Source organism: Couchioplanes azureus, from assembly GCF_014648355.1.
GTDB classification, from domain to species: Bacteria; Actinomycetota; Actinomycetes; order Mycobacteriales; family Micromonosporaceae; genus Actinoplanes; species Actinoplanes azureus.
On sequence record NZ_BMQY01000001.1, the window covers coordinates 1,274,127 to 1,296,591 of the forward strand.

Below are 22,465 nucleotides of genomic sequence, written 5' to 3' on the forward strand. Positions count from 1 at the left end.
GTTACGCGAGACTGCGATAGTTGTGACCATGGCACCTCTCCAGTGGCGCGTGAAGCTCGCCCTACCCGCCGTCAAACTTCTCGGCGCGGCGGCCCTGGTCGTCCTGGTGGTCGCGGTCGGCAGGCGCGATCCGGTGCAGTGGGTGCTGGCGGTGACGGCCGGACTCGGCCTGGTCGTCTGGGGGGTGCGTGACTTGCTTCACCCGGTACGGCTGGCGGCGGACACCACCGGCGTCACCGTGGCCGTGGGCTTCGCCGGGCGGCGCCACCTGCCGTGGTCGCAGATCGAGCGGATCCGGGTGGACCGCCGCGCACGCCGCGGCATCCGCAGCGAGCTGCTGGAGATCGACGCGGGGGAGAGCCTGCACCTGTTCGGCGCACCGGAGCTGGGCGTGGCACCGGAGGACGTGGCACTCGCTTTGCAGCGGCTGTCAGAGCAGTGTCAGGGTGCGGTAGATCGCGATCACCATTAGGAAGACGAACACCGCCGCCAGTCCGGCGCCCTGCACGAGGTTGCGCCGCGCCCGCGGGGCGTACGCCAGGATCGCCGCGACGACGCCGCCGGTGACCAGGCCGCCGAGGTGGCCCGCGACCGAGATTCCGGTGACCGCGAAGGTGAAGATCACGTTGATGACGATCACCGGGAGGATCGGGGCGACGCTCAGGTTGAGGCGCTTGAGCAGCACGAAGATGGCCGCCATCAGGCCGAAGACGGCGGTGGAGGCGCCGGCCGTGCTCTGGTTGGGCGCGGAGAAGACGTACGCCGCGACGTTGCCGCCCAGGCCGGCGAGCGCGTAGAGGGCGACGAAGCGCAGCGGACCGAGCGCCCGTTCGAGATCGCGGCCGAGGATCCACAGGGCGTACATGTTCATCAGCAGGTGCAGCACGCCGTAGTGCAGGAACATGGCCGTGATCAGGCGATACCACTCGCCGTTGCCGGCGATGCCGTGCACCGCCAGCTCGCCGGCCGGGCCGTAGACCGCGCCGCCCAGCACGGCGCCCCACCGGGTCAGCGGGGTGTCGCTGCCGAGCAGGCCACCCCAGCCGCCGCCGGCGACGGCGTTCGCGCCGCCGGACATGATGGAGGCGATCATCACGAACACATTGACGCCGATGAGGACCTTGGTGACCGTGCCGGCACGGCCGGCCGCGCTGCCGCCGAAGGCGGTGCGGGCCGACCGCTGAGTGCGCCGCCCCTCGGCGACGCACTCCGGGCACTGGTGGCCGACCGAGGCCTCGTTCATGCAGTCCGGGCAGATCGGCCGCTCGCAGCGGGTGCACCGGACATAGGTCTCCTTCGACGGGTGTCGGTAGCAGACCGGAACCGTCACCGGAGACTCACTCATGGGTCAAAGACTATCCGGCGACCCGATCGATCTCGACGCGCTCGATGACGACGTCCTCGCGGGGACGGTCGCCGGGACCGGTCGGCGTGGTGGCGATGGAGTCCACGACCTTGGCGGACTGCTCGTCGGCGACCTGGCCGAAGATGGTGTGCCGCCGGTTGAGGTGCGGGGTCGGGCTGACCGTGATGAAGAACTGCGAGCCGTTCGTGCCCGGGCCGGCGTTGGCCATGGCCAGCAGGTACGGACGGTCGAACTGCAGCTCGGGGTGGAACTCGTCGGCGAACTGGTAGCCCGGGCCGCCGCGACCGGTGCCGGTCGGGTCGCCCATCTGGATCATGAAGTTGGCGATGACCCGGTGCGAGATGGTCCCGTCGTAGTACGGGCCGCTGCCCTTCTGGCCGGTCCGCGGGTCGGTGTAGTCCTTGGTGCCCTCCGCAAGCTCCACGAAGTTGCGCACGGTGGCCGGCGCGTGGTCCGGGAAGAGCTGGAGCCGGATCGGACCGTGGTTGGTGTGCAGGGTGGCGTAAAGCTTCTCAGCCACGGGTACTCCTAACGGGTGTCGCGGTCGCCGGTCCGCTGCCTCGCCGACCGGCGCTGGACAGTTCTTTGCAGTTCGGATCCTGCCGCATGTGTCAGAACCGGGTACGCGGGGGTACCCAAGGGGGCAGCATGGACCCGGGAGAGAACCACAGGAGGTGCACTGGTGTTCGCAACAATGCGACGGAAGAACCGCAACGCGAAGATGAAGAGCGAGCTCGGCCAGAGCATGGATCACTTCAAGCGTGCGGCCTCGCTCGCCGCCCAGGAGACCAGCGCAACCGTGGGGCCCAAGTTCGCCGCCGCACGTGACCGCGTGCAGCCGGCGGCCAGCAAGGCGAAGGGCGCGGCGACCAGCGGCTGGGACGCCGCCATCGCGACGCTCGGACCGCTGGTGGCGGCGGCGAGCAGCAACGCCAAGGAGACCGGCAAGAAGTCGGCCAAGGCCAACAAGAAGGCCGCCAAGGCGAGCATGAAGAACGCCAAGAAGCTGGAGAAGCGGGCCAGCAAGGCGACCGGCCGCAAGAAGAGCACCGGCGGCAGGCTGGTGAAGCTCGCGCTGGCCGGCGCCGCGATCGGCGCGGCCGGGGCGTACGCGATGCGCAAGCGCCGCACCGACCAGTGGGACGAGTACGACCCCAGCCGCCCGCTGAGCGCCACCACCAGCACCACCGGAGCCGACGACGCGGCGTTCGAGCCGGCCGACCTCTCCGGCCAGTCGGGCTTCGTGACGCCGGCGGGCAGCTCCACGCCGGCCGTCGGTGCGGTCAACTCCGACCCCGCGCTGCTTCCCGACAGCAAGAAGAGCTGACCCCTCGGTTCGCGCCGTACGGCGGGCGGGCTCCCCGGCACGGGAGCCCGCCCGCCGTGGTGCGTTCGGCGTCAGTCCCGCTGCCCGGCGTTGGCCTCGCGGGCGCGCACCGGATCCAGCGAGGGACCCTGCGGCAGCAGGGCCGCCAACTGGCCCGGGACCGTCTGCGGTGAGATGCCGCCGTACCCCAGCTTGGCCAGCACGTCGCGCCCGGCCAGCGGATAGCGGCGCCCGGTGTCGGTGACGATGCTGACCGTGCCGCTGCCGGCGGGGGCGTTCGGCGAGGAGACGGAGGCGACCACGGCCCCCTTGCCGCGCGGCACGTGCACCCGGTCGACGCGGACGCCGCCGGGCACGGCCGGCTCGCCCGCCACCGCGGTGCCCACCGGAAGGACCGGGCCGATCCGGACCGTGACGCGGCCGTTCGCCGCGCCGTCGTAGGTCAGGCAGACGCTGTCCGGGCCGTTGAGCAGCACGGGTACGGCCGGGGGCAGGCCGGCCTCGTTGGCCGCGTCGACGAGCTGGGTTCCCGATCCGGACCGGGCCATGTTGCCGTAGTCGGTGGTCGTCACCACCGAGACCGCCGGCGCGCCGGGCTCGGCCTGGATCAGGCTGGCCTGCACGTCGGTGAGGTCGGCCACGCCGTCCGCGAGCACGATGCCCCACTGGTCGGGCGTGTTGCCCTCGCCCTCGATGCGCAGGAGCTGCCCCACCTCGAGATCGGGCAGCGCGCGGGAGCGGGCGCCCGGGTCGGCGAGCGCCGGCGGCCCGAGGTCGGGGCCGATCGGGACCGCGTTGATCCAGGCCGCGGCGACCGGCAGGGCCGTCTGGTTCCACCGGAACCGGACGCGGACCTGCTGCAGGCGCTCGGGCGGGATCCGGAAGCGCTTGTTGTTGTAGACCAGGAAAGTCCGGTCGGAGGTGTCCGTGACCAGCAGGCCCCGGAGCTGGTCGGGCGGGGTGTCCGCGCGTGGCACGGGCAGCTCGGTGCCGCCGCCGACGCCGGCGCCGATCGACAGCACGCTCTGCGGCGGGGCGGAGCCGGCCTGCGCCTGCGGGGCCTGCGAGCACACCGTCCAGACGTTCTCCAGCAGGCCGCCCTTGGCCGGCGGCAGGGAGTCGGGCGCGTCCGGGATGCCCAGCGGCTCGCCGAGCGGTACCCGCGCGAGGCTCTCCCGGGAGGCGTTCTTCAGCTCGGGGGTGGCCGAGTTGGCGATCAGGATCCCGGACACGTAGTTGAGCACCGGGTGCATCTTGTCGTCGGACTTGAGATAGACGTACCGCGCGCCGGTGCCCTTCTCCAGGAAGACCACCGCCTCGTTCCTGGGGTCCACCGAGCCCCGGCCGGTCAGCAGGCCGTAGACGGCGGCGCCGGCAACCGCGAGCGCGGCGACGACGATGCCGACGAGCACGGTGGTGCCGGCCTTGCGCAGCGGGGAGCGGTGCGGATCGGGGTCATGGGTGACCAGCGCGGCCACCACCCGCTGCTGCGCGTACTGGTACGAGTGCAGCTGATCCTGCCGAGACGGCACGCGACTTCCCTCCCCGCGGTGACCTCGACACTCTAGAGGCCGGGCACCGGCTACAACCAACCGTTGCGGCGGAAGGCACGATAGAGCAGGACCGAGATCAGCAGCATGACCGTGATCACGCCCGGATAGCCGTACTGCCAGCCGAGCTCCGGCATGTGCGCGAAGTTCATCCCGTAGACGCCGGCGAACGCGGTCCAGATGGCGGAGATGCCGGCCCAGGCGGCGATCTTGCGCATGTCGTTGTTCTGGTCGACGGTCACCTGGGCCAGGCGCGCCTGCAGGATCGAGTTCAGCAGGTCGTCGTAGGAGGAGACCTGCTCGACCGTACGCGTCAGATGGTCCTGCACGTCCCGGAAGTAGCGCCGTATCTCCTTGGGCACCAGCCGGCTCTGCGGTGCGGTGATGGTCGCGAGCGGGCGCTGCAGCGGGACGACCGCCCGGCGGAACTCCACGATCTCCCGCTTCATCTGGTAGATCGCCTGCACCGGGCTGCCGGCGTCGCGCGAGAAGGCGCCCTCCTCGAGGATGTCGAGGTCCGCCTCGACCTGGTCGGCCACCTCGACGTACGCGTCCACGACCCGGTCGGTGACCGCGTACGCCACCGCCCACGGCCCCTGCGCGAGCAGATCGCCCCGCGCCTCCATGTCGGCGCGCACCGGCGCGAGCCGGGTGGCGTCGCCGTGCCGGACGGTGATCACGAACCGGTCCCCGACAAAGATCATCATTTGGCCGGTCTCGACCACCTGCGACGTCTCGGTCAGCTCGCCGTGCGGCACGTAGCGGGCGGTGCGCAGGACGAGGAACTGCACCGCGCCGAACTGCTCCAGCTTCGGCCGCTGCTCGGCCTTGACCGCGTCCTCGACGGCGAGCTCGTGCAGGTTGTAGGTGCGGGCGATCGCGGACATCTCGGCCTGCGTGGGCTCGTGCAGCCCGAGCCAGACGAACGCGTTGTCGCGGCTGCAGGCCTCGCGCAGGGCCTCGTCGGGGGAGAACTCGCCGGGCTCGCGCTTGCCGTCGACGTACACGCCGCAGTCGACCACCGCGCTGCCGGGGAATTGCTCGCCCGGGGTGGTGTCCGGCTCGTCGGTCGTGCCGAGGAAGCGGTTCATCGCCCTGACGGGTGCGGTCCATGCCCGCGACAGCGACCTGTTCACGCCGTTCGTCCGGATACGGCGCAGGTTGCTCTCGCTCATGACTGCCTCCCCCAGGGTGATCGGCCCGAACCTCGGCGACGGGCCCGCCCGAGGTTACGCCGCGAACGTGCCCAGTTCTCCGCCCGCTTACGCCGCGCGTCCGAACGGGCCGCCCGGCAGGCCGCGGGCCGCTCGGGCTGGTCGAGCGGCGGGCCGCCGGCCGACCGGTAGGTCGCGGTGGCCCGATGGGCCGCTTCGCGGAATCCGCCGCAAGGACCGGCGGGCGGACGATGGCGCCGGGCGGACCGGCCGCATTCCGGGGGGTGAGGGTGCGAGCGGCCCGCCCGGCGCCGGGGGCGGGGTGGAGGTCATCGCGTCACACCGCAGCTCACGCGTTTGACGCCGCAAGCATTGTGGGCCGAATGCCGGTCCCGGGGGAAACCCGGAACCGGCAGAAAGGCCCAACTGTCGGAAAGCCGACAGTGAGGCAGGTATCAGGCGCGGACCTCGGCGATCGCCTCGGCCAGCCGCCGGACACCCTCGTCGATCTGGTCGACGGTCACCGCGGAGAAGGCCAGGCGTACGGAGTGCTTGCCGCCGTCGAGCAGGAAGTCGCTGCCCTTGACGATGGCCACGCCCTTCTTCATGGCCACCGGGAACAGCGCGTCCACGTCCACGTCCTCGGGCAGATCCACCCAGAGGAAGTAGCCGCCGTCCGGCTCGGTGAAGGTCGCGCCCGGGATGTGCGTGCGGATCGAGGCGGCCAGCACCTGCGCCCGCTCGGCGAGGGCCGCGCTAACCGTCTGGATCGAGCGGTCGATGTCGCCGGAGACGCAGAACTGGTGCACGATCGCCTCGGAGACCATGCCGGGCGAGATGTACAGGTTGGTGGCCTTCTTGGCGATCGCGTCGATGAGCGCGGCCGGGCCGACCAGGTAGCCGACGCGCACCCCCGGGCACACGGTCTTGGTGAAGCTCGACGCGTGCACGACGGAGTTGTTCTCGTCCATCGAGAGCATCGAGGGCAGCGCCTCGCCACGGAACCGGATGTCCACGTACGGGTCGTCCTCGAAGATCACGAAGCCGTACTCGGCGGCGAGGGCGAGCAACGCGCGCCGCTTGTCCAGCGAAAGGGTGACACCCGCGGGGTTCTGGTAGTTCGGAATGATGTGCGCGAGCTTGGGGCGCAGGCCGTTCTCCAGCAGGCCGCGCAGCTCGTCCACGTCGATGCCGTCCGGCTGGATGGTCACCTGGTGCACCTTGCCGCCGAGGTTCTGCAGGTTCAGCAGAGTGCGGTCGTACGTCGGCTTCTCGACCACCACGTCGTCACCGGCCTGGACCAGGTGGGTGAAGAGGAAGGCGTCGGCCTGCAGCGAGCCGTTGGTGACGATGACCTGTTCCGGGGCGACCCCGTGCTTCTCCGCGATCCACTTCCGCAGCGGCACGTAACCGACGGACGTGCCGTAGGCGGTCACCCCGGCCGGATCGGCGTCGAAGGCCCGCGCGGCGGCGGCCTTCAGTCCGGCCACGTCGACGATGTCCAGCGAGGGGGCACCCCGGGCGAATGAGATCAGCTGCTCAGCGGTCATGCCCACCAGCTTACGAGCAGGCTCTATATCATCTTTTGCCATGTCCCATGAGCCGTTGCGGGTCGCCGGTGCTCTCGTCGTGGACGCCGACGGCCGCATGTTCTTTCAGCGGCGGTCCGCTGAACGCAAGCTTTTCCCGAACACCTGGGACATCGTCGGCGGCCACGTGGAACCGGGCGAAACGGTCACGGAGGCGCTGGCGCGGGAGGTGCACGAGGAAACCGGGTGGCGCCTCGCCGCCGTACTGGGTGTCGCCGGCGAACACACGTGGACCGGCGACGACGGGCTCGACCGCCACGAAACGGATTTCCTCGTCCGCGTCGACGGAGACCTCTCCCAGCCGAGACTGGAGGAGGGCAAACACACGGAGTTCCGCTGGCTCGGCCCGGGCGAGCTGGCGGTGCTGGACGAGAACCGCGAGCTCGACGACGGGATGATCCGCCGGATCGCCGAGGACGGCTTCGCCGTCCTGCACACTCTCGGTAGATGAGCGCACGGCTATCCTCGGCAGGCACCCCCTCGACCCGGAAGGACCACCAATGATCGGTCTGGTACTCGCCGCCGGCGCCGGACGCAGGCTGCGTCCGTACACCGACACGCTGCCGAAGGCGCTCGTCCCCGTGGACGGGGAGACCACGATCATGGACATATCGCTGCGCAACCTCGCGGCCGCGGGGCTCACCGACGTGACCGTCGTCGTCGGCTACTGCGCCGGCGCGGTCGAGGAGCGCAAGGACGCCTTCGAGCGGAAGTACGGCGTCAAGATCAGCCTCGTGCACAACGACAAGGCCGAGGAGTGGAACAACGCCTACTCGCTGTGGCTGGCGCGTGACCACTTCGCCCAGGGCGCGCTGCTGGTCAACGGCGACACCGTGCACCCGGTGAGCGTCGAGCACACCCTGCTGGCCCAGCGTGGTCCCGGCATCCTGCTGGCCGTCGACAACGTCAAGAAGCTGGCCGACGAGGAGATGAAGACGGTCTTCTCGGCCGACGGCCGGCTCACGAAGATCACGAAGCTGATGGACCCGGCCGACGCCTTCGGCGAGTACATCGGCGCCACGGTCATCGAGGCCTCCGCGGCCGCCGAGCTGGCCGACTCGCTCAAGGCCACCTGGGAGCGCGACCCCGACCTCTACTACGAGGACGGCTACCAGGAGTACGCCAACCGCGGCGGCGAGATCCGCGCGGCCACCATCGGCGACGTCCCGTGGGTCGAGGTGGACAACCACGAGGACCTGGCCAAGGCCCGGGACATCGCATGCCGTTACTAGCCCGCAGCGTCCAGACCCCCCTGCACATCGACGTACGCCGGGGAGCCGTCGCGGATCTGGGCACCATCCTGGCCGACGGGCGCATCTCCTCCGGCGGCGACGTCGCGGTGGTGGTCGGGCCCGGCCAGGGCGAGAAGATCGCCGACCTGATCCGGCCGTCGCTGGGCTCGGCCGACGTCTTCACCACCAGCGGCGGAACGTTGGACGCCGCGCTGGAGCTGAGCGCCAAGCTGCGGAGCCGCTCCTACGACGCGGTCGTCGGCATCGGCGGCGGCAAGACGATCGACGCGGCGAAGTACGCGGCGAACCGCTGGGGCATGCCGATGGTCTCGGTGGGGACCAGCCTCGCGCACGACGGCATCGCGTCCCCGGTCGCGAGCCTGATCAACGACGGCATCAAGGGCTCCTACGGGGTGCACATCCCCTACGCCGTCATCGTCGACCTGGACTTCGTCGACAACGGACCGGAACGCGTCAACCGCGCCGGCATCGGCGACGTGATCAGCAACATCAGCGCCCTGGCCGACTGGGACCTGGGCCGCGAGGTGCGCGGCGAGCCGGTCGACGGCCTGGCGGCCTCGCTGTCCCGCGTCGGCGCCGAGGCGATCCTGACCATGCCGGGCGACATGCAGGACGACGCGTTCGTCACGGTTCTCGCGGAGACCCTGATCTCGAGCGGCCTGGCCATGGCGGTGTGCGGCAGCAGCCGGCCGTGCAGCGGCGGATGCCACGAGATCATCCACGCCACGGACACCCTGTTCCCGGGTACTGCGTCGCATGGGGAGCTGGCCGGGTTGGGGGCGCTGTTCTGCACGTTCCTGCGGGGGGACGAGCGGCGCTTCGCGCAGATGTCGGACTGCCTGGCTCGACACCAGCTGCCCCGCGTCCCGGCCGACGTGGGCCTGGAGGCCCGGCAGTTCGTCGAGGTCGTGCAGTTCGCCCCGAAGACCAGGCCGGACCGGTACACGATTCTGGAGCACCTCGCCCTGTCCGCGGACGAGATCAGCAGGAAGCTGGCCGAATATGTCGACGCCGTCGCCGACCGCTGACCCCCCGGGCTCCGCGCCGTTCCCCGGCCAGGGACCGGCCGCGGGCGGATCCGGGGTCAGCCGCCAGCATTCCGGCCGCCCCGGCGGGGCCGGCGGTCCCGGCGCCACCGGAGGATCCGCCGGAGCCGGCGGCGCACCACCGGGCGGCCCGGACGCGACCCGGGTGGCGGGTGGCGCAGACCCGACGCGTCTCGCGGGCGGCGCGGGTCCCGTCCCGACCGGGGACGGTCCGCATGCGACCACGGCGCCGGGCGCGACGCCGACCGCCGCGGACTACTACGCCGTCAACCGCGGCGGCGGGCTGTTCAGTGAGGCGATCAGCCAGCGCATCGGCGCCCGGATCGCCGTCTTCGCCCACAAGCGCCGGCTCGCGCCCACCGTGCTCACGGTGGCCAACCTCGGGTTGAGCTGCCTCGTGTCGTTCGTCGTCGTCGCGGCGGCGGGCCCGGTGGCCGAGGACCGGGTGTGGGCCTGGCCGGTCGGCCTGCTCGCCCTGGTGGGCTGGCAGTTCGCCTACGCCCTGGACTGCGCGGACGGCCAGCTGGCCCGCGTCACCGGGCAGGCCAGCCCGGCCGGTGGAAGGGTCGACGTGCTCTGCGACGTGGCGGCGCAGGTCGCCCTGGTAGCGGCCCTGTCCGCGACCGCCGAGGCGCAGGTGCCGGCGACCCCGGCGTGGCTCCTCGCGGCGTTCGCGGGCACCTGGATGGTCAACCTGGTCACCTCGGTCATGCAGACCGGGTCGCAGGCGGCCAGCATGGTCACCAGCCGGTCGCTGCCCGTACGCCTGGTCAAGCTGGTCCGCGACTACGGCGCCGTGATCGCCCTGGCCGGGGTGGTCCTCACCGTCGCGCCCCAGGCGAGCATCTGGGTCGTCGGCGCCTTCACCCTGGTCAACGGGGCCTTCCTGGCGGCCAGCATCGCCTTCTCCGGCCGCGAGTCCCTGCGCGGCTGAGCACACTCGCCACCGGAGCATTTCGCTACCGGACCACGCCCTGGTAGACGGCGATGAGCTGCTGGGTGACCACATCGGGGTGGAAGGCTCGCAGGTAGCGCTCCCGGGCCGCCGCGGCGAAGGACCTCGCCTGCGCCCTCGCGACCGGCAGCGCCGCGGCCAGCGCCTCGGGCTCCGGCCGCACCGCCCACCCGGCAGGAGCCATCGGGCCCTCGCCGCCAGGAAGCCCGCCACCGACGCCGGCGAGGCCGAGCAGGTAGGGGATGCCGCCGACCTCGGTGCCGAGCACCGGGCGGCCGGCCGCCATCGCCTCGAGGATGACCGTGGGCAGCACGTCGTTCCAGGTGGGCACGGCCACGATCACCGCGGCGTCGCGCCGGGCGGCCGCCATGCCGCCGGCGTCGAGGGCGCCGAGGTAGGTCACGTCGGCGCGCTCGGCGGCGGCGCGTTCCGCCAGCGGCCGCAGGTCGCCGTCGCCGGCGATGCGCAGCGGGCCCAGAGCGCCGTCGGGATGCCGCCGCCAGGCGTCGAGGAGCAGGGCGAGACCCTTCTCCGGCGACAGCCGGGCGGCGTACAGGAAACCGTCGCCCAGCGGTGCCGGCTCGCCCGGGTCCGGCAGGCCGTTGGGCTTGACCACGATGCGCTCGTCCGGAATGCCGTAGTCGACCAGGTGCGCGGCTATCCGCCCGGTGAGCGCGATGTAGCGGTCCACGGATTTCCACGTCGGGCGGTGCACCGCCAGCGTGGTCGCCATCAGCGCGCTCTGCGCCGCCGACCCCCGGTAGCACCGGTGCCGGATCGCCGGCCAGCCGAGCGCCTTGCCCCGGCAGTCGGTGCAGTTGTGCCCGTCGCGGAAGTACAGCCCCGAGGCGCAGACCTGCCGGTAGTTGTGGACGGTCTGCACGACGGGAACGCCGTGCGCGTGGGCGGTGCGCACCACCCAGGGCGACAGCAGGGGGTACGGATTGTGCAGGTGGATCAGGTCCGGCTTCTCCCGCCGCAGCAGCTCGGCAAGGTCCCGCTGCGCCGCCCGGCCGTAGATGGGCGACACCGGCAGCAGCGCCTTCTTCAGGGCCGGCAGGTCGCCGATCGAGTCGGAGGCGCGCTGGAACGGCAGCACGTCGACGCCCGCCGCGGTGAGCTGGGCGATCTCGGTGTCGACGATGACGTTCTCCCCCGAGGGGATGGCCTCGCGATACCGGTTGTGCGCAACGACGACCTTCACGGCGACAAACGCTACCGTGGTGACGTGCCTGAGTTGCCCGAGGTCGAGGCGCTCGCCGCATACCTGCGGGAGCGTGCGGTCGGCCATATCGTGGAGCGCTTCGAGGTCTCCTCGTTCAGCGCTCTGAAGACGTACGACCCGGCGCCGGGCGCGGTCGCGGGTCTGCCGGTCACCGGCGCCGGCCGGCACGGCAAGTTCCTCGACGTGTCGCTCGGCGCCGACCTGCATCTGGTCGTGCACCTCGCCCGGGCGGGGTGGTTGCACTACCGCGACTCCTTCAAGTCGCCCGCGCCGCTCAAGCCCGGCAGCGGGCCGATCGCGCTGCGGGTGCGCCTCGACGACGGTTCCGGCTTCGACCTGACCGAGGCCGGCACGCAGAAGTCGCTGGCCGCCTATCTCGTGCGCGACCCGGCCGAGGTGCCCGGCGTGGCGCGGCTGGGCCCGGACGCCCTGGCGGTGAGCCGCGACGAGTTCGCCGAGCGCATCCGCGGGCGCAACGGGCAGATCAAGGGCGTGCTCACCGACCAGGAGGTGCTCGCCGGGATCGGCAACGCCTACTCCGACGAGATCCTGCACGTGGCGAAGATGTCGCCGTTCGCGCTGACCGGCAAGCTGACCGACGAGCAGATCACCACGCTGTACGAGGCGACCCGGCAGGTCGAGACCGACGCCGTGGCGCGGTCGGTGGGGCAGAAGGCGGCCGAGCTGAAGGGCGAGAAGCGGGCGGGGATGCGGGTGCACGCCCGCACCGGTCTGCCCTGCCCGGTCTGCGGCGACACGGTGCGGGAGGTCTCCTTCGCGGACAAGAGCCTTCAGTACTGCCCCACCTGCCAGACGGGTGGTAAGCCACTGGCCGATCGCCGGCTCTCCAGGTTGATTCGGTAGTAACGCACCGTAAGCGGATGGTTTCCAGGGGGAAAGCGACCACAACGTCCCCTTCTGCTCCGTCGTTCCATCGGTATAGTGGCCCGGTCCCACGCTTCGTCCGCGATGCGACGGGGACCGGCCCGCCGGAATTCCCACGGGGCCGTGGCGGTGCGTAATGTTCTCGGTGTGGGCGGTACGTGATGCGGGAGGACAGAAGCGAGGTGACCACGAGCCTCCAACGCCCGGCGACAAGCCCCAGCAAGAGCCGGAGCGGCATGCCGTACGACAGCTTTGAGTGGCAGCAGGAGCCGCCGAACAACGGCGTGCCCCGGTCCGTGTGGACCCGCACGCACCGCAGGCTGTCGCGCTGGCATCGGCCGTACACGGCGATCCTGGTCGTGCTCGATCTTCTCTCGGCGATGCTCGCCAGCTCGCTCGCCGTCACCTTCATCGAGCAGGCCGGCTCCGGTTTCCAGGGCCGGGAGGAAGTCTTCTACGCCGTCGCCTTCGCCGCCCTGCCGCTCGGCTGGCTGGTCATCCTCTGGGGCCACGGCAGCTACGACCGCCGTTACCTCGGGCTGGGCAGCGAGGAGTTCAAGCGGGTCGTCCGCGCCTTCGTCACGGTGGTGGCCAGCGTGTCGCTGCTGGCCTTCGGCACGAAGACCGAGCTTTCCCGCGTCACCATCGCGTACGTCACCACCGCGTCGCTGATCTTCATCCTGTTCTGCCGCTACTCGGCCCGGCAGATCCTGCACGTGGCCCGGCGCAAGACCGGCCACGGCGCGCACCGGATGATCCTGATGGGCACCCTGCCCGAGGCCCTCGAGGTCTACACCGCGGTCACCCGCAGCCCCGCCGCCGGCCTGATCCCGGTCGCCATCCACATCACCGACGGCTTCGCGGCCAGCCGGGGGATCGAGACCCCGGTCCCCGTGTACGCCGCCCGCGACGTGCTCACCCTCGTGCGGGAGGTCGGTGCGGACACGATCGCGGTCTGCGGCTCGGCCAGCGCGGAGCCCGGCGAGCTGCGCCGCCTGGCCTGGCAGCTCGAGGGCACCGGCGTCGACCTGGTCGTCGCGCCGCAGCTCACCGACATCGCCGGTCCGCGCGTGCACATCCGCCCGATCGAGGGCCTGCCGCTGCTGCACGTGGAGGAGCCCACCCTCTCCGGCCCGGGCTGGCTGGCGAAGAACCTGCTGGACCGCGTGGCCGCGTTCTTCGGCCTGCTGCTGCTCTCCCCGGTGCTGGCCGTGATCGCGATCGGCATCCGGATGTCCGATCCCGGTCCGGTGTTCTTCCGCCAGCCGCGGGTCGGCCACGAGGGCCGCACGTTCCGGGTCTGGAAGTTCCGCACGATGTACGTCGACGCCGAGGAGCGCAAGGCCAGCCTGGAGGAGCTGAACGACTCCGACGGCATGCTCTTCAAGATGAAGAACGACCCGCGCATCTTCTCCTTCGGCAACAAGCTGCGCGCCACGTCGCTGGACGAGCTGCCCCAGCTGATCAACGTGCTGAAGGGCGAGATGTCGCTCGTCGGGCCGCGGCCGCTGCCCGCCGACGACGGCGACTACCTCGGCGACGTCCGCCGCCGGCTGCTGGTCCGGCCCGGGATAACCGGCCTCTGGCAGGTGTCGGGGCGCTCCGACCTGTCGTGGGACGAGGCGGTGCGGCTCGACCTCTACTACGTCGACAACTGGTCGCTCACCTACGACCTGAGCATCCTGTGGCGCACGATCGGCGTGGTCCTCAAGCGCAAGGGCGCCTATTAGTCACGCCCTCACCTGGCGTTCCGCCTCGGTTGCGGTCAGGATGCGTGCGTGAGCGGTCAGGCCGGAAGCATCCTCGCGGTCGTCGTCGTGCTCGCCGCCCTGATCGGCGCCGTCGCGGCGGTGCTGCGGCTGCGGGCCCGGCGGGGGATCGCCACGGCCGGGCAGCGGGCCACGTACGAGGTGCTCCACGCCGCCTCCCTCGCCGCCGAACCCCTGCGCAGCGGCCTCACCGCCGCGTCGGCCGGAAAGGCCGTACGGCACCTGCGCCGGCTCGTCGGCGCACCGGGGCTGGTCGTCAGCGACGGCGACGGCTGCCTGGCCTTCGATGGCCGCGGAAGCCACCACACCGGCCAGTTCGTGGCCGCGGCCGCCCGGGCGGTCACCGCCAACCGGTCCATCGTCCTGGCGACCAAGGACCTGCCCTGCGACCGGATCGACTGCGTGGTGCGCGGCGCCGTCGTGACGCCGCTGACCGGCACCGACGGGCAGGCGCTGGGCGCGCTGGTGGCGGTGGCCGACGACCAGCCGGCGCCCGGGCTCGTGCAGGCCACCATGGAGACCGCCCGGTGGGCCGGCTCGCAGGTCGCCCTGGCCGAGCTGGAGTCGTCGCGGGAGCGGCTGGCCCGCGCCGAGGTACGCGCGCTGCGCGCCCAGATCAGCCCGCACTTCATCTACAACGCGCTGACCGCGATCGCGTCGTTCGTGCGTACCGACCCCGAGCGGGCCCGGGAGTTGATCCTGGAGTTCGCCGAGTTCACGCGCTACTCGTTCCGGGCGCACGGCGAGTTCACCACGCTCGCGGAGGAGCTGCGCTCGATCGACCGGTACCTGACCATCGAGCGCGCCCGCTTCGGCGACCGGCTGCAGGTCCGGCTCCAGATCGCGCCGGAGGTGCTGCCGGTCGGGCTGCCGTTCCTGTGCCTGCAACCCCTGGTCGAGAACGCCGTGCGGCACGGCCTGTCCCGCAAGCCGGGCGTCGGTATGGTGAGCATCGAGGCGCGGGACGCCGGGGCCGAGTGCCACATCACGGTGGAGGACGACGGCGTCGGCATGGACCCGGTCGCGCTGGCCGAGGGGGTGGCCGAGGCCGCGAACGGCGACGGCGACGACGCGGGCCGGCACGTGGGCCTCTCCAACGTGGACGAGCGGCTGCGCTCGGTCTTCGGCGACCATTTCGGCCTGGTGGTGGAGACGGCACCGGGTGCGGGGACGAAGGTGAGCATGCGGGTGCCGAAGTTCCACCCGGGGGTCCGGGCATGAGCCCCGCGCTGCCGGCCGCGGTGATTCACCGGGCGCCCCGGCCCCGGGAGGTGCGGGCATGAGTCTCGTGGTGCTGGCCGTGGACGACGAGCCGCCCGCGCTCGACGAGCTCGCATACCTGCTCAATGCGGACGGCCGGGTGGCGTACGTGCACCGCGCCGGGGACGCCACCGAGGCCCTGCGGGTCCTGCGGGACGTCGAGGTCGACGCCGTCTTCCTGGACATCCGCATGCCCGGCCTGGACGGCATGGAGCTGGCCCGCGTCCTGCGCCGCTTCGCCCGGCCGCCGGCGATCGTGTTCGTGACGGCGTACGACGACGGCGCGGTGGACGCCTTCGCCCTGGGTGTCACCGACTACGTCCGCAAGCCGGTCCGCGCCGAACGCCTCGGTGAGTCGCTGCGCCGGGTCGCCGGCCTGCGCGCGGCCCGGCCGGTCCCGGGCCAGCGGCACGACGAGCCCAGCATTCCGGTCGAGCTGGCCGGCACCACCCGGATGCTGCCGCGGTCTTCCGTGCGCTGGGTGGAGGCGCAGGGCGACTACGCCCGGCTGCACACCGCCGACGCGTCGCACCTGGTCCGGGTCTCCCTGGCGACGCTCGCCGAGCGCTGGGCGGACGCCGGTTTCGTGCGTATCCACAGGTCGTACCTGGTGCAGTTGCGGCTGGTCGCCGAACTGCGGCTGACGCCGTCGGGCTATGTGGTGATCGTCGACGGCGCGGAGCTGCCGGTGAGCCGCCGCCACACCCGCGAGCTCAAGGACAAGCTCATCCGCGCCGCGAAGAACGACTGGACCCGCTGAATCCACAGCGTTATCCACAGACCCCGCCGCGTTGTCCCCAGAGTTATCCACAGGCAGCGGATCTTCACAAGGTATCCACAACTCCACCCCCGTCCCTGCACGCCTGGTCAATAGGCTGCTGGGCGCGGGTCGGTCCGGTGCGCCACGGGGGTGCACCGGGCTTGCCTCCGCTCAGCAGGATGCATGGCAGGCCGGGTTCAGGGGGTGTCGGGATGGAGAGCACGGCGAGGCAGGCCGAGCGGCGCGTGCTCGTCGTCGAGGACGAGCCGACGATCGCCGAGTCCGTCGCCGCCCGGCTGCGCGCCGAGGGCTTCGTCGTCCATCTCGCGGGCGACGGTCCCGGCGCGGTCGAGGCCGCCCGGCGGATCCGGCCCGACGCCGTCGTCCTCGACGTCATGCTCCCCGGCTTCGACGGTCTCGAGGTGTGCCGCCGCATCCAGGCGGAGCAGCCCGTGCCCGTCCTGATGCTGACCGCCCGCGACGACGAGACGGACCTGCTGGTCGGCCTCGCGGTCGGCGCGGACGACTACCTGACCAAACCGTTCTCCATGCGCGAGCTGACCGCCCGGGTGCACGCGCTCCTGCGGCGGGCGACCCGGGCGGCCGCCCCGGCACCCGAGCCCGAGATGCTGCGCGTCGGGGACCTGGAGATCAATCTCGCCGAGCGCCGGGTGCACCGGGCCGGCGCCGAGGCCCACCTCACCCCGACCGAGTTCGACCTGCTGGTCCACCTGGCCGGCCGGCCGCGGGCGGTCCAGCCCCGCGAGCGCCTGCTCGCCGACGTCTGGGGCTGGGCGGACGCCTCCGGCACCAGGACCGTGGACAGCCACATCAAGGGCCTGCGCCGCAAGCTCGGCGCCGACCTCATCCGCACCGTGCACGGCGTCGGGTACGCGCTGGAGATCGGCCGATGAACCTGCTGAGACGGGTCCTCGGCTGGCTGCCCCGGCCGCTGGACCCGGTGCGTTCCATCAAGGCGAAGCTGTCCCTCGCGCTGGGTCTCGCCGGCGGGGTGGGACTGCTGATCTTCTGGTGGAGCATCGACTGGATGCCGGTGGAGCTCTCCTGGTTCGCCATCGCGGTCGCGCTCGGCCTGGTGACGCTGCAGGTCATGGCGCACGGCGCCACCGTGCCGCTGCGCGAGATGACCGCCGCCGCCCGGGCGATGGCCCGCGGCGACTACACCCGCCGGGTGCGCGCGACGTCGCGGGACGAGGTCGGCGAGCTGGCCGCCGCGTTCAACCAGATGGCCGCCGACCTGGCCGCCGCCGACCGGCAGCGGCGCGAGCTCATCGCGAATGTCTCCCATGAGCTGCGGACGCCGATCACCGCCCTGCGCGGCCTGCTGGAGAACATCGTCGACGGCGTCTCCCGCGCGGAGCCGGAGACGATGAGAACGGCGCTCAGCCAGACCGAGCGCCTGGGCCGCCTCGTCGCCGAGCTGCTCGACCTGTCCCGCCTGGACGCGGGCGTGGTGCCGATGGCCCACGACCCGATCGAGCTGCGCGAGTTCCTCGACGACGTGGTCCGTGAGGCGCGGGTGAACGCCGGCGGGGCCGGCCACGACGTCCGGTTCGAGCTGGCCGTCCCGCGGATCCGCCTCACCGGTGACCGCGAGCGCCTCCACCAGGTCTTCGCCAACCTGCTCGACAACGCCACCCGGCACAGCCCGCCGGGCGGCACGGTGACCGTCCGCGCGGAGCGCCACGACGACCACGTCCTGATCGCCGTGACGGACGAGGGCGAGGGCATCCCACCCGCCGACCGGGAACGGGTCTTCGAACGCTTCACCCGGGGCGAACGAGCCCAGGACGGCGGCACCGGCCTGGGGCTGGCCATCGCCCACTGGGTGGTGCAGCTGCACAACGGCACGATCGCCGTCGCGGAGCCGCCGGCCGGAAGGGCGCGCCCCGGCTGCCACATCCACGTTTCGCTTCCCCTCCACCCGGCTTGATCCACGGGCGCGCCCGGCTGACACATCCACTCTTCGCTTTCCCCTCCACCCGGCTCGATCCGCAGGAGACGACGCATGCCCACGAACCCCTCACCCCGGCAGCAACCAGCCCCCGCCGACCCCGGCGCCGCGACGGACCAGCCGGCTCCGGACCATCCGACCACCGAGCCGGACAAAACGGCTGGGACCCGCCCGGCGACCCCACCGGGGCCGCCGGCACAGCCGGGGGCGGTTGCCCAGCAGCGGGCGCTTCCGGCCGGGGATGGGCGGCCGGGTTCGGCCGGCGGTGTGCGGCCGGGTCCGGCCGGGGGTGTGCGGCCGGGTCCGGCCGGGGGTGTGCGGCCGGGTCCGGCCGGGGGTGTGCGGCCGGGTCCGGCCGTAGCGCCGCTCTTCGGTCCGTGGGCCGACACCTCCCTCTTCGGCAGGCGCTGGCCCGGCCCGGGCCGCTCCGCCTCGCCCGCGGCGGGTGCCGCCGTCCTGGCGGCCGCCGGCGTCGCGGCGCTCGCCGTGCCCCTGGACCGCGCCGGTGTGGGCTGGTCCGTCGCCGCGGTGGCGGGTGTCCTGGCCCTGATCGTCGCGCGGATGCTGGCGGCGAAGCCCGGGCCCACCGCACCCCGGCCGCTGGTGAGCTGGCAACCCCGGGCCCTGGGCAACGCCCGCTTCCTGTGGTCGGCCGCGACGGTCGCCCTGCTCGCCGTCGGCACCTTCCGCGCCGCCGGATGGCTGTTCGTGCTCTGCCTGTTCACGGCGTGCTTCACCGGCATCCTCGCCGTCGCGGGCGGCCGGTCCGCCCGGGGCATGGCGCTGGCCGTCTTCCTCGCTCCCTTCGCCGGGTTGCGAGCGCTGCCCTGGCTCACGCGCGGCCTGACCACGCAACGCCGCGGCGCGGGCCGGTCGCGGCTCGTCGCGACCACCGCCGTCTCGGTGCTCCTGCTCATCGTCTTCGGGTCGCTGTTCGCCTCCGCGGACGCGGCATTCGCCCGCATCGTCACGGCGGTCGTGCCCGACGTCGACGCCGGGACGGTCACCCGGTGGATCTTCGTCTTCGCGGTGACGACCTTCGCCCTCGGCGGCGCCGCGTTCCTGCGGGCCGCGCCGCCCGACCTAGGATCGGCCGGCGGCGCGGCCCGCCGGGTGACCCGGCTGGAATGGGCCATCCCGTTGTCCCTGCTCGTCCTGCTCTTCGCGCTCTTCGTGGGGGTGCAGCTCACCGTCCTCTTCGGAGGCGCCGGGCACGTCCTCGCCAAGGGCCTCACCTACGCCGAGTACGCCCGCAGCGGCTTCTGGCAGCTCCTCGTCGTCACCGGCCTGACCCTGCCCGTACTGGCCGGCGCGGCCCGGTGGGCGCCGCGCGGCACGCGTACCGACCGGGTGCTGATCCGCGCGGTCCTCGGCACGCTGGCCGCGCTCACCCTCGTCATCGTGGCGTCGGCGTTGCACCGCATGGACCTCTACGCCGACACGTACGGCCTGACCCGGCTGCGCGTCCTGGTGGCCCTCTGCGAACTGTGGCTGGGCGTCGTCTTCCTGCTCGTCCTCGGCGCCGGTGTGCGACTGCGGGCGGCATGGCTGCCCCGCACCGTGGTGGCCGCGGGTGTCCTGGCCCTGCTCGGCCTCGCCGCCGCCAACCCCGACCGCCTCATCGCGGACCACAACGTCACCCGGTACGAGAAGACCGGAAAGATCGACACGTCGTACCTGTCGCAGCTCTCCGCCGACGCGGTGCCGGCGCTCGACCGCCTCCCCGCCTCCTCGCGCGACTGTGCCCTCGGTCCGATCGCGGTGGACCTCGACATCGACCCGGACGACTGGCGGGGCTGGAACCTGGGCCGCCAGCAGGCTCGCGAGACGCTGGCGAAGAAACCGGCAACCGTGAACCGGGGCTGCACCGGGTCCACCCCGGCGAACTGGTGAGATTGCCTTGACTTTGCCGCCGGAGCGGCAAGACTGCCGGTCATGAACGACGACCCGGGAGCAGCGGGCAAACCGCCCCGCACCCGGGTCGTGCTCGGCGAGGCGGCCCGCCGTAAGTCGGCCGTTTCCGCCCGCCGTACATCCCCGGACCACTCCCGCAACGCCGTGCCGGAGCCGGACGCGGGCGGGCGCAGGGATGCGGCGGCCGCCAACGCGAGCCACGCGGCCGGACAAGCCCGGCGGCCCCTCACGGACCCGGGTCGGCTCGGGCCACCGAATCCGAGCCGGCCCACGGCAGCGGACCCGGGCCGGTCCGGGACAGCGGAGTCGGTCCGGCCGCCGGCGGCGGACCCCAACCGGCCCGCGGCGGCGGAGCGGGTCCGGTCCGCGGCGGCGGACCCGGGCCGGCGCGGGGGAGCGGAGCCGGCGCGGCGGTCCGCCTATGATCCGGCCCGCGCGGATCTGGCCGAGCAGACGCCCGTGGGCGAGGCCCTGGTGAAGGGGCTGGTCCGGGCCCAGCTCGCGCTGGCGGTCCGGCTGAGCCTGGTCGTCGTGGCCGGCCTGGGTGCCTTGCCGCTGCTGTTCGCGGTGGCTCCCGCCGTCGGCCAGGTCAAGGTCCTGGGCGTGCACCTGCCGTGGCTGCTGCTCGGGTTCCTCTCGTTCCCCTTCCTGGTGGCGGTGGGCTGGGCGTACGTGCGCTGGGCCGAACGCAACGAACAGGACTTCACCGCCGTCATCCGCAGGCCCGAGGCGTGAACCCGTACGTCGTTCCGGGCCTCGTCGTGGTCGTCCTGGTCACCGTCGGCATCGGCGCGTACGGGCTGCGGTTCGCCCGGACCACCTCGGACTTCCTGGTGGCCTCCCGGTCGGTGAGCCCGGCCTGGAACGCCGCCGCCATCGGTGGCGAGTACCTTTCCGCCGCCTCCTTCCTGGGCGTCGCCGGGCTCGTCCTGCGGTACGGCGTCGATGTTCTCTGGTATCCGGTCGGTTTCGCGGCCGGCTACCTGGCCCTGCTGCTGTTCGTCGCGGCACCGCTGCGCCGGTCCGGCGCCTTCACCCTGCCCGACTTCTGCCAGGTTCGGCTGCGCTCGCCGCTGCTGCGCCGCCTGGCCACCGTCTTCGTCGTCTTCATCGGCTGCCTCTACCTGGTGCCGCAGCTGCAGGGCGCGGGCCTCACGTTCACGACGGTCACCGGCGGCCGGTACGAGTGGGGTGCGCTGCTGGTCGGGCTGGTGGTCACCGCCAACGTCGCCCTGGGCGGGATGCGGGCCATCACGTTCGTGCAGGCGTTCCAATACTGGCTCAAGCTGACGGCTCTGGCCGTACCGGTCGTCTTCCTGGCGTTGCAGTGGCAGTCGGACGGACGCCCGGCGGTCACGCCGCCGGCCGGGCCGGTCTTCTCGGCGGTGACGACCGTCGTGATCGAGGAGGATGCGCTCCTGGACGGCGCGGTCCGGGTGCACAAAGGCGACGAACTGACCTTCGCGCCGGGCGATCCGGTGCCCCGGGTCAGCTCGGTCGACGACCACCGCGGCGCGGCCTGGCTGTTGCCGGGCGGCGAGGCCGGTCTCTTCGCGACGTACTCGCTGATCCTGGCGACGTTCCTGGGCACGATGGGACTGCCGCACGTGCTGGTGCGCTTCTACACCAATCCGGACGGTGCGTCGGCGCGCCGCACGACGCTGGTCGTACTGGCTCTGGTGGGGCTCTTCTACCTGCTGCCGACCCTGTACGGAGTCCTCGGCCGCATCTACACGCCGCAGCTGCTGATGACCGGGCGCACGGACGCCGTGGTGCTCGTGCTGCCGGAAGCGGCGCTGGGCGGGGGTCATCTGGGCCAGTTCCTCGGCGCCCTGGTGACCGCGGGTGCGCTGGCGGCGTTCCTGTCCACGTCGTCGGGCCTGCTGACCAGCGTCGCCGGGGTGGTCTTCACCGACATCCTGCACGCCGAGCGGGGTGGGTCGGTGCGGGACTTCCGCGTCGCCACGGTGCTGGCGGCGGTCGTACCGCTGGCGCTCTCGGTCCATGTGGCCGACATGGACGTGTCGCGGGTCGTGGGGCTGGCGTTCGCCGTGGCCGCCTCCAGCTTCTGCCCGCTGCTGGTGCTCGGCATCTGGTGGCGCGGGCTGACCGACGCCGGCGCGGCGGCCGGGATCGTTGCCGGCGGCGGCGCGGCCATGGCGGCGGTGCTACTGACAGTGATGGGGCCGCCGCTGAGCGGCTGGCAGGGCGAGCTGATCGGACAGCCCGCGGCGTGGACTGTGCCACTCGCTTTCGCGGTCATGGTGGGGGGTTCACTGCTGACAAAGCGCCGTATTCCGGCAGATGTCGGTGCGACCATGCTGCGCCTGCACGCCCCCGAGTCGTTGCGGCTCTGATTTTTTAGGAAAGTTTTCTGAACCCTTCGGTGCCGACCCTCCGTACATAACGATGCTGCAACGGGGCAGTTCGTCGAACG

20 protein-coding genes and 1 pseudogene are annotated in these 22,465 nt (G+C 72.4%); 15 read left to right on the forward strand and 6 right to left on the reverse strand.

The features are described from left to right. Positions 1 to 28: 28 nt before the first annotated feature. Entirely contained in the window at positions 29 to 472 is a 444-nt protein-coding gene (locus IEY99_RS05880; RefSeq protein WP_189199957.1) for a PH domain-containing protein, read from the forward strand. Here the strand turns inward: IEY99_RS05880 and IEY99_RS05885 are convergent. Together IEY99_RS05885 and IEY99_RS05890 are read right to left on the reverse strand one after the other, a co-directional pair. After that, entirely contained in the window at positions 431 to 1,345 is a 915-nt protein-coding gene (locus tag IEY99_RS05885) for a rhomboid family intramembrane serine protease (RefSeq protein ID WP_189199959.1), read from the reverse strand. The genes IEY99_RS05880 and IEY99_RS05885 overlap by 42 nt on opposite strands. A gap of 10 nt (positions 1,346 to 1,355) precedes the next feature. Further along, entirely contained in the window at positions 1,356 to 1,886 is a 531-nt protein-coding gene (locus IEY99_RS05890) for a peptidylprolyl isomerase (RefSeq protein ID WP_189199961.1), read from the reverse strand. 162 nt (positions 1,887 to 2,048) lie between these two features. Between IEY99_RS05890 and IEY99_RS05895 the strand changes: the two genes are divergently transcribed. Next, on the forward strand, positions 2,049 to 2,693 hold the full coding sequence (locus IEY99_RS05895; protein WP_229798152.1) for a hypothetical protein: 645 nt from the start codon (positions 2,049 to 2,051) through the stop codon (positions 2,691 to 2,693). Between the two features lie 71 nt (positions 2,694 to 2,764). On the opposite strand, the gene eccB is transcribed toward IEY99_RS05895, so the two are convergent. From eccB to IEY99_RS05910, 3 genes are all read right to left on the reverse strand, one after another. After that, complete coding sequence (gene eccB, locus IEY99_RS05900; protein WP_189199963.1) at positions 2,765 to 4,225, reverse strand: type VII secretion protein EccB; 1,461 nt, start codon at positions 4,223 to 4,225, stop codon at positions 2,765 to 2,767. 50 nt (positions 4,226 to 4,275) lie between these two features. Continuing rightward, on the reverse strand, positions 4,276 to 5,418 hold the full coding sequence (locus IEY99_RS05905; RefSeq protein ID WP_189199965.1) for a magnesium and cobalt transport protein CorA: 1,143 nt from the start codon (positions 5,416 to 5,418) through the stop codon (positions 4,276 to 4,278). Positions 5,419 to 5,852: 434 nt separating this feature from the next. Beyond that, complete coding sequence (locus IEY99_RS05910) at positions 5,853 to 6,947, reverse strand: aminotransferase-like domain-containing protein (protein ID WP_189199967.1); 1,095 nt, start codon at positions 6,945 to 6,947, stop codon at positions 5,853 to 5,855. A 40-nt stretch (positions 6,948 to 6,987) separates the two neighbouring features. Between IEY99_RS05910 and IEY99_RS05915 the strand changes: the two genes are divergently transcribed. The 4 genes and pseudogenes from IEY99_RS05915 to IEY99_RS34850 form a co-directional block, all read left to right on the forward strand. Next, the gene (locus IEY99_RS05915) at positions 6,988 to 7,437 is read left to right on the forward strand and encodes an NUDIX hydrolase (RefSeq protein WP_189199969.1); all 450 of its coding nucleotides are present in this window, start codon (positions 6,988 to 6,990) and stop codon (positions 7,435 to 7,437) included. Between the two features lie 49 nt (positions 7,438 to 7,486). Then, positions 7,487 to 8,218, forward strand: a complete 732-nt coding sequence (locus IEY99_RS05920; RefSeq protein ID WP_189199971.1) for a phosphocholine cytidylyltransferase family protein — start codon at positions 7,487 to 7,489, stop codon at positions 8,216 to 8,218. After that, entirely contained in the window at positions 8,206 to 9,267 is a 1,062-nt protein-coding gene (locus IEY99_RS05925; RefSeq protein WP_189199974.1) for an iron-containing alcohol dehydrogenase family protein, read from the forward strand. The genes IEY99_RS05920 and IEY99_RS05925 overlap by 13 nt, the downstream gene beginning before the upstream one ends. 238 nt (positions 9,268 to 9,505) lie before the next feature. Continuing rightward, positions 9,506 to 10,219: pseudogene (locus IEY99_RS34850) on the forward strand (CDP-alcohol phosphatidyltransferase family protein); the annotation flags it as partial. Between the two features lie 25 nt (positions 10,220 to 10,244). Here the strand turns inward: IEY99_RS34850 and IEY99_RS05935 are convergent. Then, entirely contained in the window at positions 10,245 to 11,444 is a 1,200-nt protein-coding gene (locus tag IEY99_RS05935; RefSeq protein WP_189199976.1) for a glycosyltransferase family 4 protein, read from the reverse strand. A gap of 24 nt (positions 11,445 to 11,468) precedes the next feature. Here IEY99_RS05935 and IEY99_RS05940 point away from each other — a divergent pair, with 24 nt between their 5' ends. From IEY99_RS05940 to IEY99_RS05980, 9 genes are all read left to right on the forward strand, one after another. Further along, positions 11,469 to 12,329 (forward strand): Fpg/Nei family DNA glycosylase, encoded by an 861-nt coding sequence (locus IEY99_RS05940; protein ID WP_189199977.1) that lies wholly within the window; start codon positions 11,469 to 11,471, stop codon positions 12,327 to 12,329. Between the two features lie 257 nt (positions 12,330 to 12,586). After that, entirely contained in the window at positions 12,587 to 14,080 is a 1,494-nt protein-coding gene (locus IEY99_RS05945; protein WP_229798249.1) for a sugar transferase, read from the forward strand. 48 nt (positions 14,081 to 14,128) lie between these two features. Next, positions 14,129 to 15,340, forward strand: a complete 1,212-nt coding sequence (locus IEY99_RS05950) for a sensor histidine kinase (RefSeq protein WP_189199981.1) — start codon at positions 14,129 to 14,131, stop codon at positions 15,338 to 15,340. Positions 15,341 to 15,398: 58 nt separating this feature from the next. Continuing rightward, the gene (locus IEY99_RS05955) at positions 15,399 to 16,139 is read left to right on the forward strand and encodes a LytR/AlgR family response regulator transcription factor (protein WP_189199983.1); all 741 of its coding nucleotides are present in this window, start codon (positions 15,399 to 15,401) and stop codon (positions 16,137 to 16,139) included. A 212-nt stretch (positions 16,140 to 16,351) separates the two neighbouring features. Beyond that, positions 16,352 to 17,053, forward strand: coding sequence for a response regulator (locus tag IEY99_RS05960; protein WP_189199985.1), 702 nt, complete (start codon positions 16,352 to 16,354; stop codon positions 17,051 to 17,053). Continuing rightward, positions 17,050 to 18,093, forward strand: coding sequence for a sensor histidine kinase (locus IEY99_RS05965; protein WP_189199987.1), 1,044 nt, complete (start codon positions 17,050 to 17,052; stop codon positions 18,091 to 18,093). The genes IEY99_RS05960 and IEY99_RS05965 overlap by 4 nt, the downstream gene beginning before the upstream one ends. A 360-nt stretch (positions 18,094 to 18,453) precedes the next feature. After that, entirely contained in the window at positions 18,454 to 20,007 is a 1,554-nt protein-coding gene (locus tag IEY99_RS05970) for a DUF4153 domain-containing protein (RefSeq protein WP_229798156.1), read from the forward strand. 462 nt (positions 20,008 to 20,469) lie between these two features. Beyond that, on the forward strand, positions 20,470 to 20,763 hold the full coding sequence (locus tag IEY99_RS05975; protein ID WP_189200689.1) for a DUF485 domain-containing protein: 294 nt from the start codon (positions 20,470 to 20,472) through the stop codon (positions 20,761 to 20,763). Then, positions 20,760 to 22,385, forward strand: a complete 1,626-nt coding sequence (locus IEY99_RS05980) for a sodium/solute symporter (protein WP_189199991.1) — start codon at positions 20,760 to 20,762, stop codon at positions 22,383 to 22,385. The genes IEY99_RS05975 and IEY99_RS05980 overlap by 4 nt, the downstream gene beginning before the upstream one ends. Positions 22,386 to 22,465 lie beyond the last annotated feature (80 nt).

Excerpts from the sequence above, each read along its gene's own strand:
- IEY99_RS05910 (WP_189199967.1), bottom strand. The coding sequence starts at position 6,947 with ATGACCGCTGAGCAGCTGATCTCATTCGCCCGGGGTGCCCCCTCGCTG.
- IEY99_RS05925 (WP_189199974.1), top strand. The coding sequence starts at position 8,206 with ATGCCGTTACTAGCCCGCAGCGTCCAGACCCCCCTGCACATCGACGTA.
- IEY99_RS05905 (WP_189199965.1), bottom strand. The coding sequence starts at position 5,418 with ATGAGCGAGAGCAACCTGCGCCGTATCCGGACGAACGGCGTGAACAGG.
- IEY99_RS05915 (WP_189199969.1), top strand. The coding sequence starts at position 6,988 with ATGTCCCATGAGCCGTTGCGGGTCGCCGGTGCTCTCGTCGTGGACGCC.
- IEY99_RS05960 (WP_189199985.1), top strand. The coding sequence starts at position 16,352 with ATGGAGAGCACGGCGAGGCAGGCCGAGCGGCGCGTGCTCGTCGTCGAG.
- IEY99_RS05885 (WP_189199959.1), bottom strand. The coding sequence starts at position 1,345 with ATGAGTGAGTCTCCGGTGACGGTTCCGGTCTGCTACCGACACCCGTCG.
- IEY99_RS05955 (WP_189199983.1), top strand. The coding sequence starts at position 15,399 with ATGAGTCTCGTGGTGCTGGCCGTGGACGACGAGCCGCCCGCGCTCGAC.
- IEY99_RS05880 (WP_189199957.1), top strand. The coding sequence starts at position 29 with ATGGCACCTCTCCAGTGGCGCGTGAAGCTCGCCCTACCCGCCGTCAAA.
- IEY99_RS05965 (WP_189199987.1), top strand. The coding sequence starts at position 17,050 with ATGAACCTGCTGAGACGGGTCCTCGGCTGGCTGCCCCGGCCGCTGGAC.
- IEY99_RS05945 (WP_229798249.1), top strand. The coding sequence starts at position 12,587 with ATGCCGTACGACAGCTTTGAGTGGCAGCAGGAGCCGCCGAACAACGGC.
- IEY99_RS05920 (WP_189199971.1), top strand. The coding sequence starts at position 7,487 with ATGATCGGTCTGGTACTCGCCGCCGGCGCCGGACGCAGGCTGCGTCCG.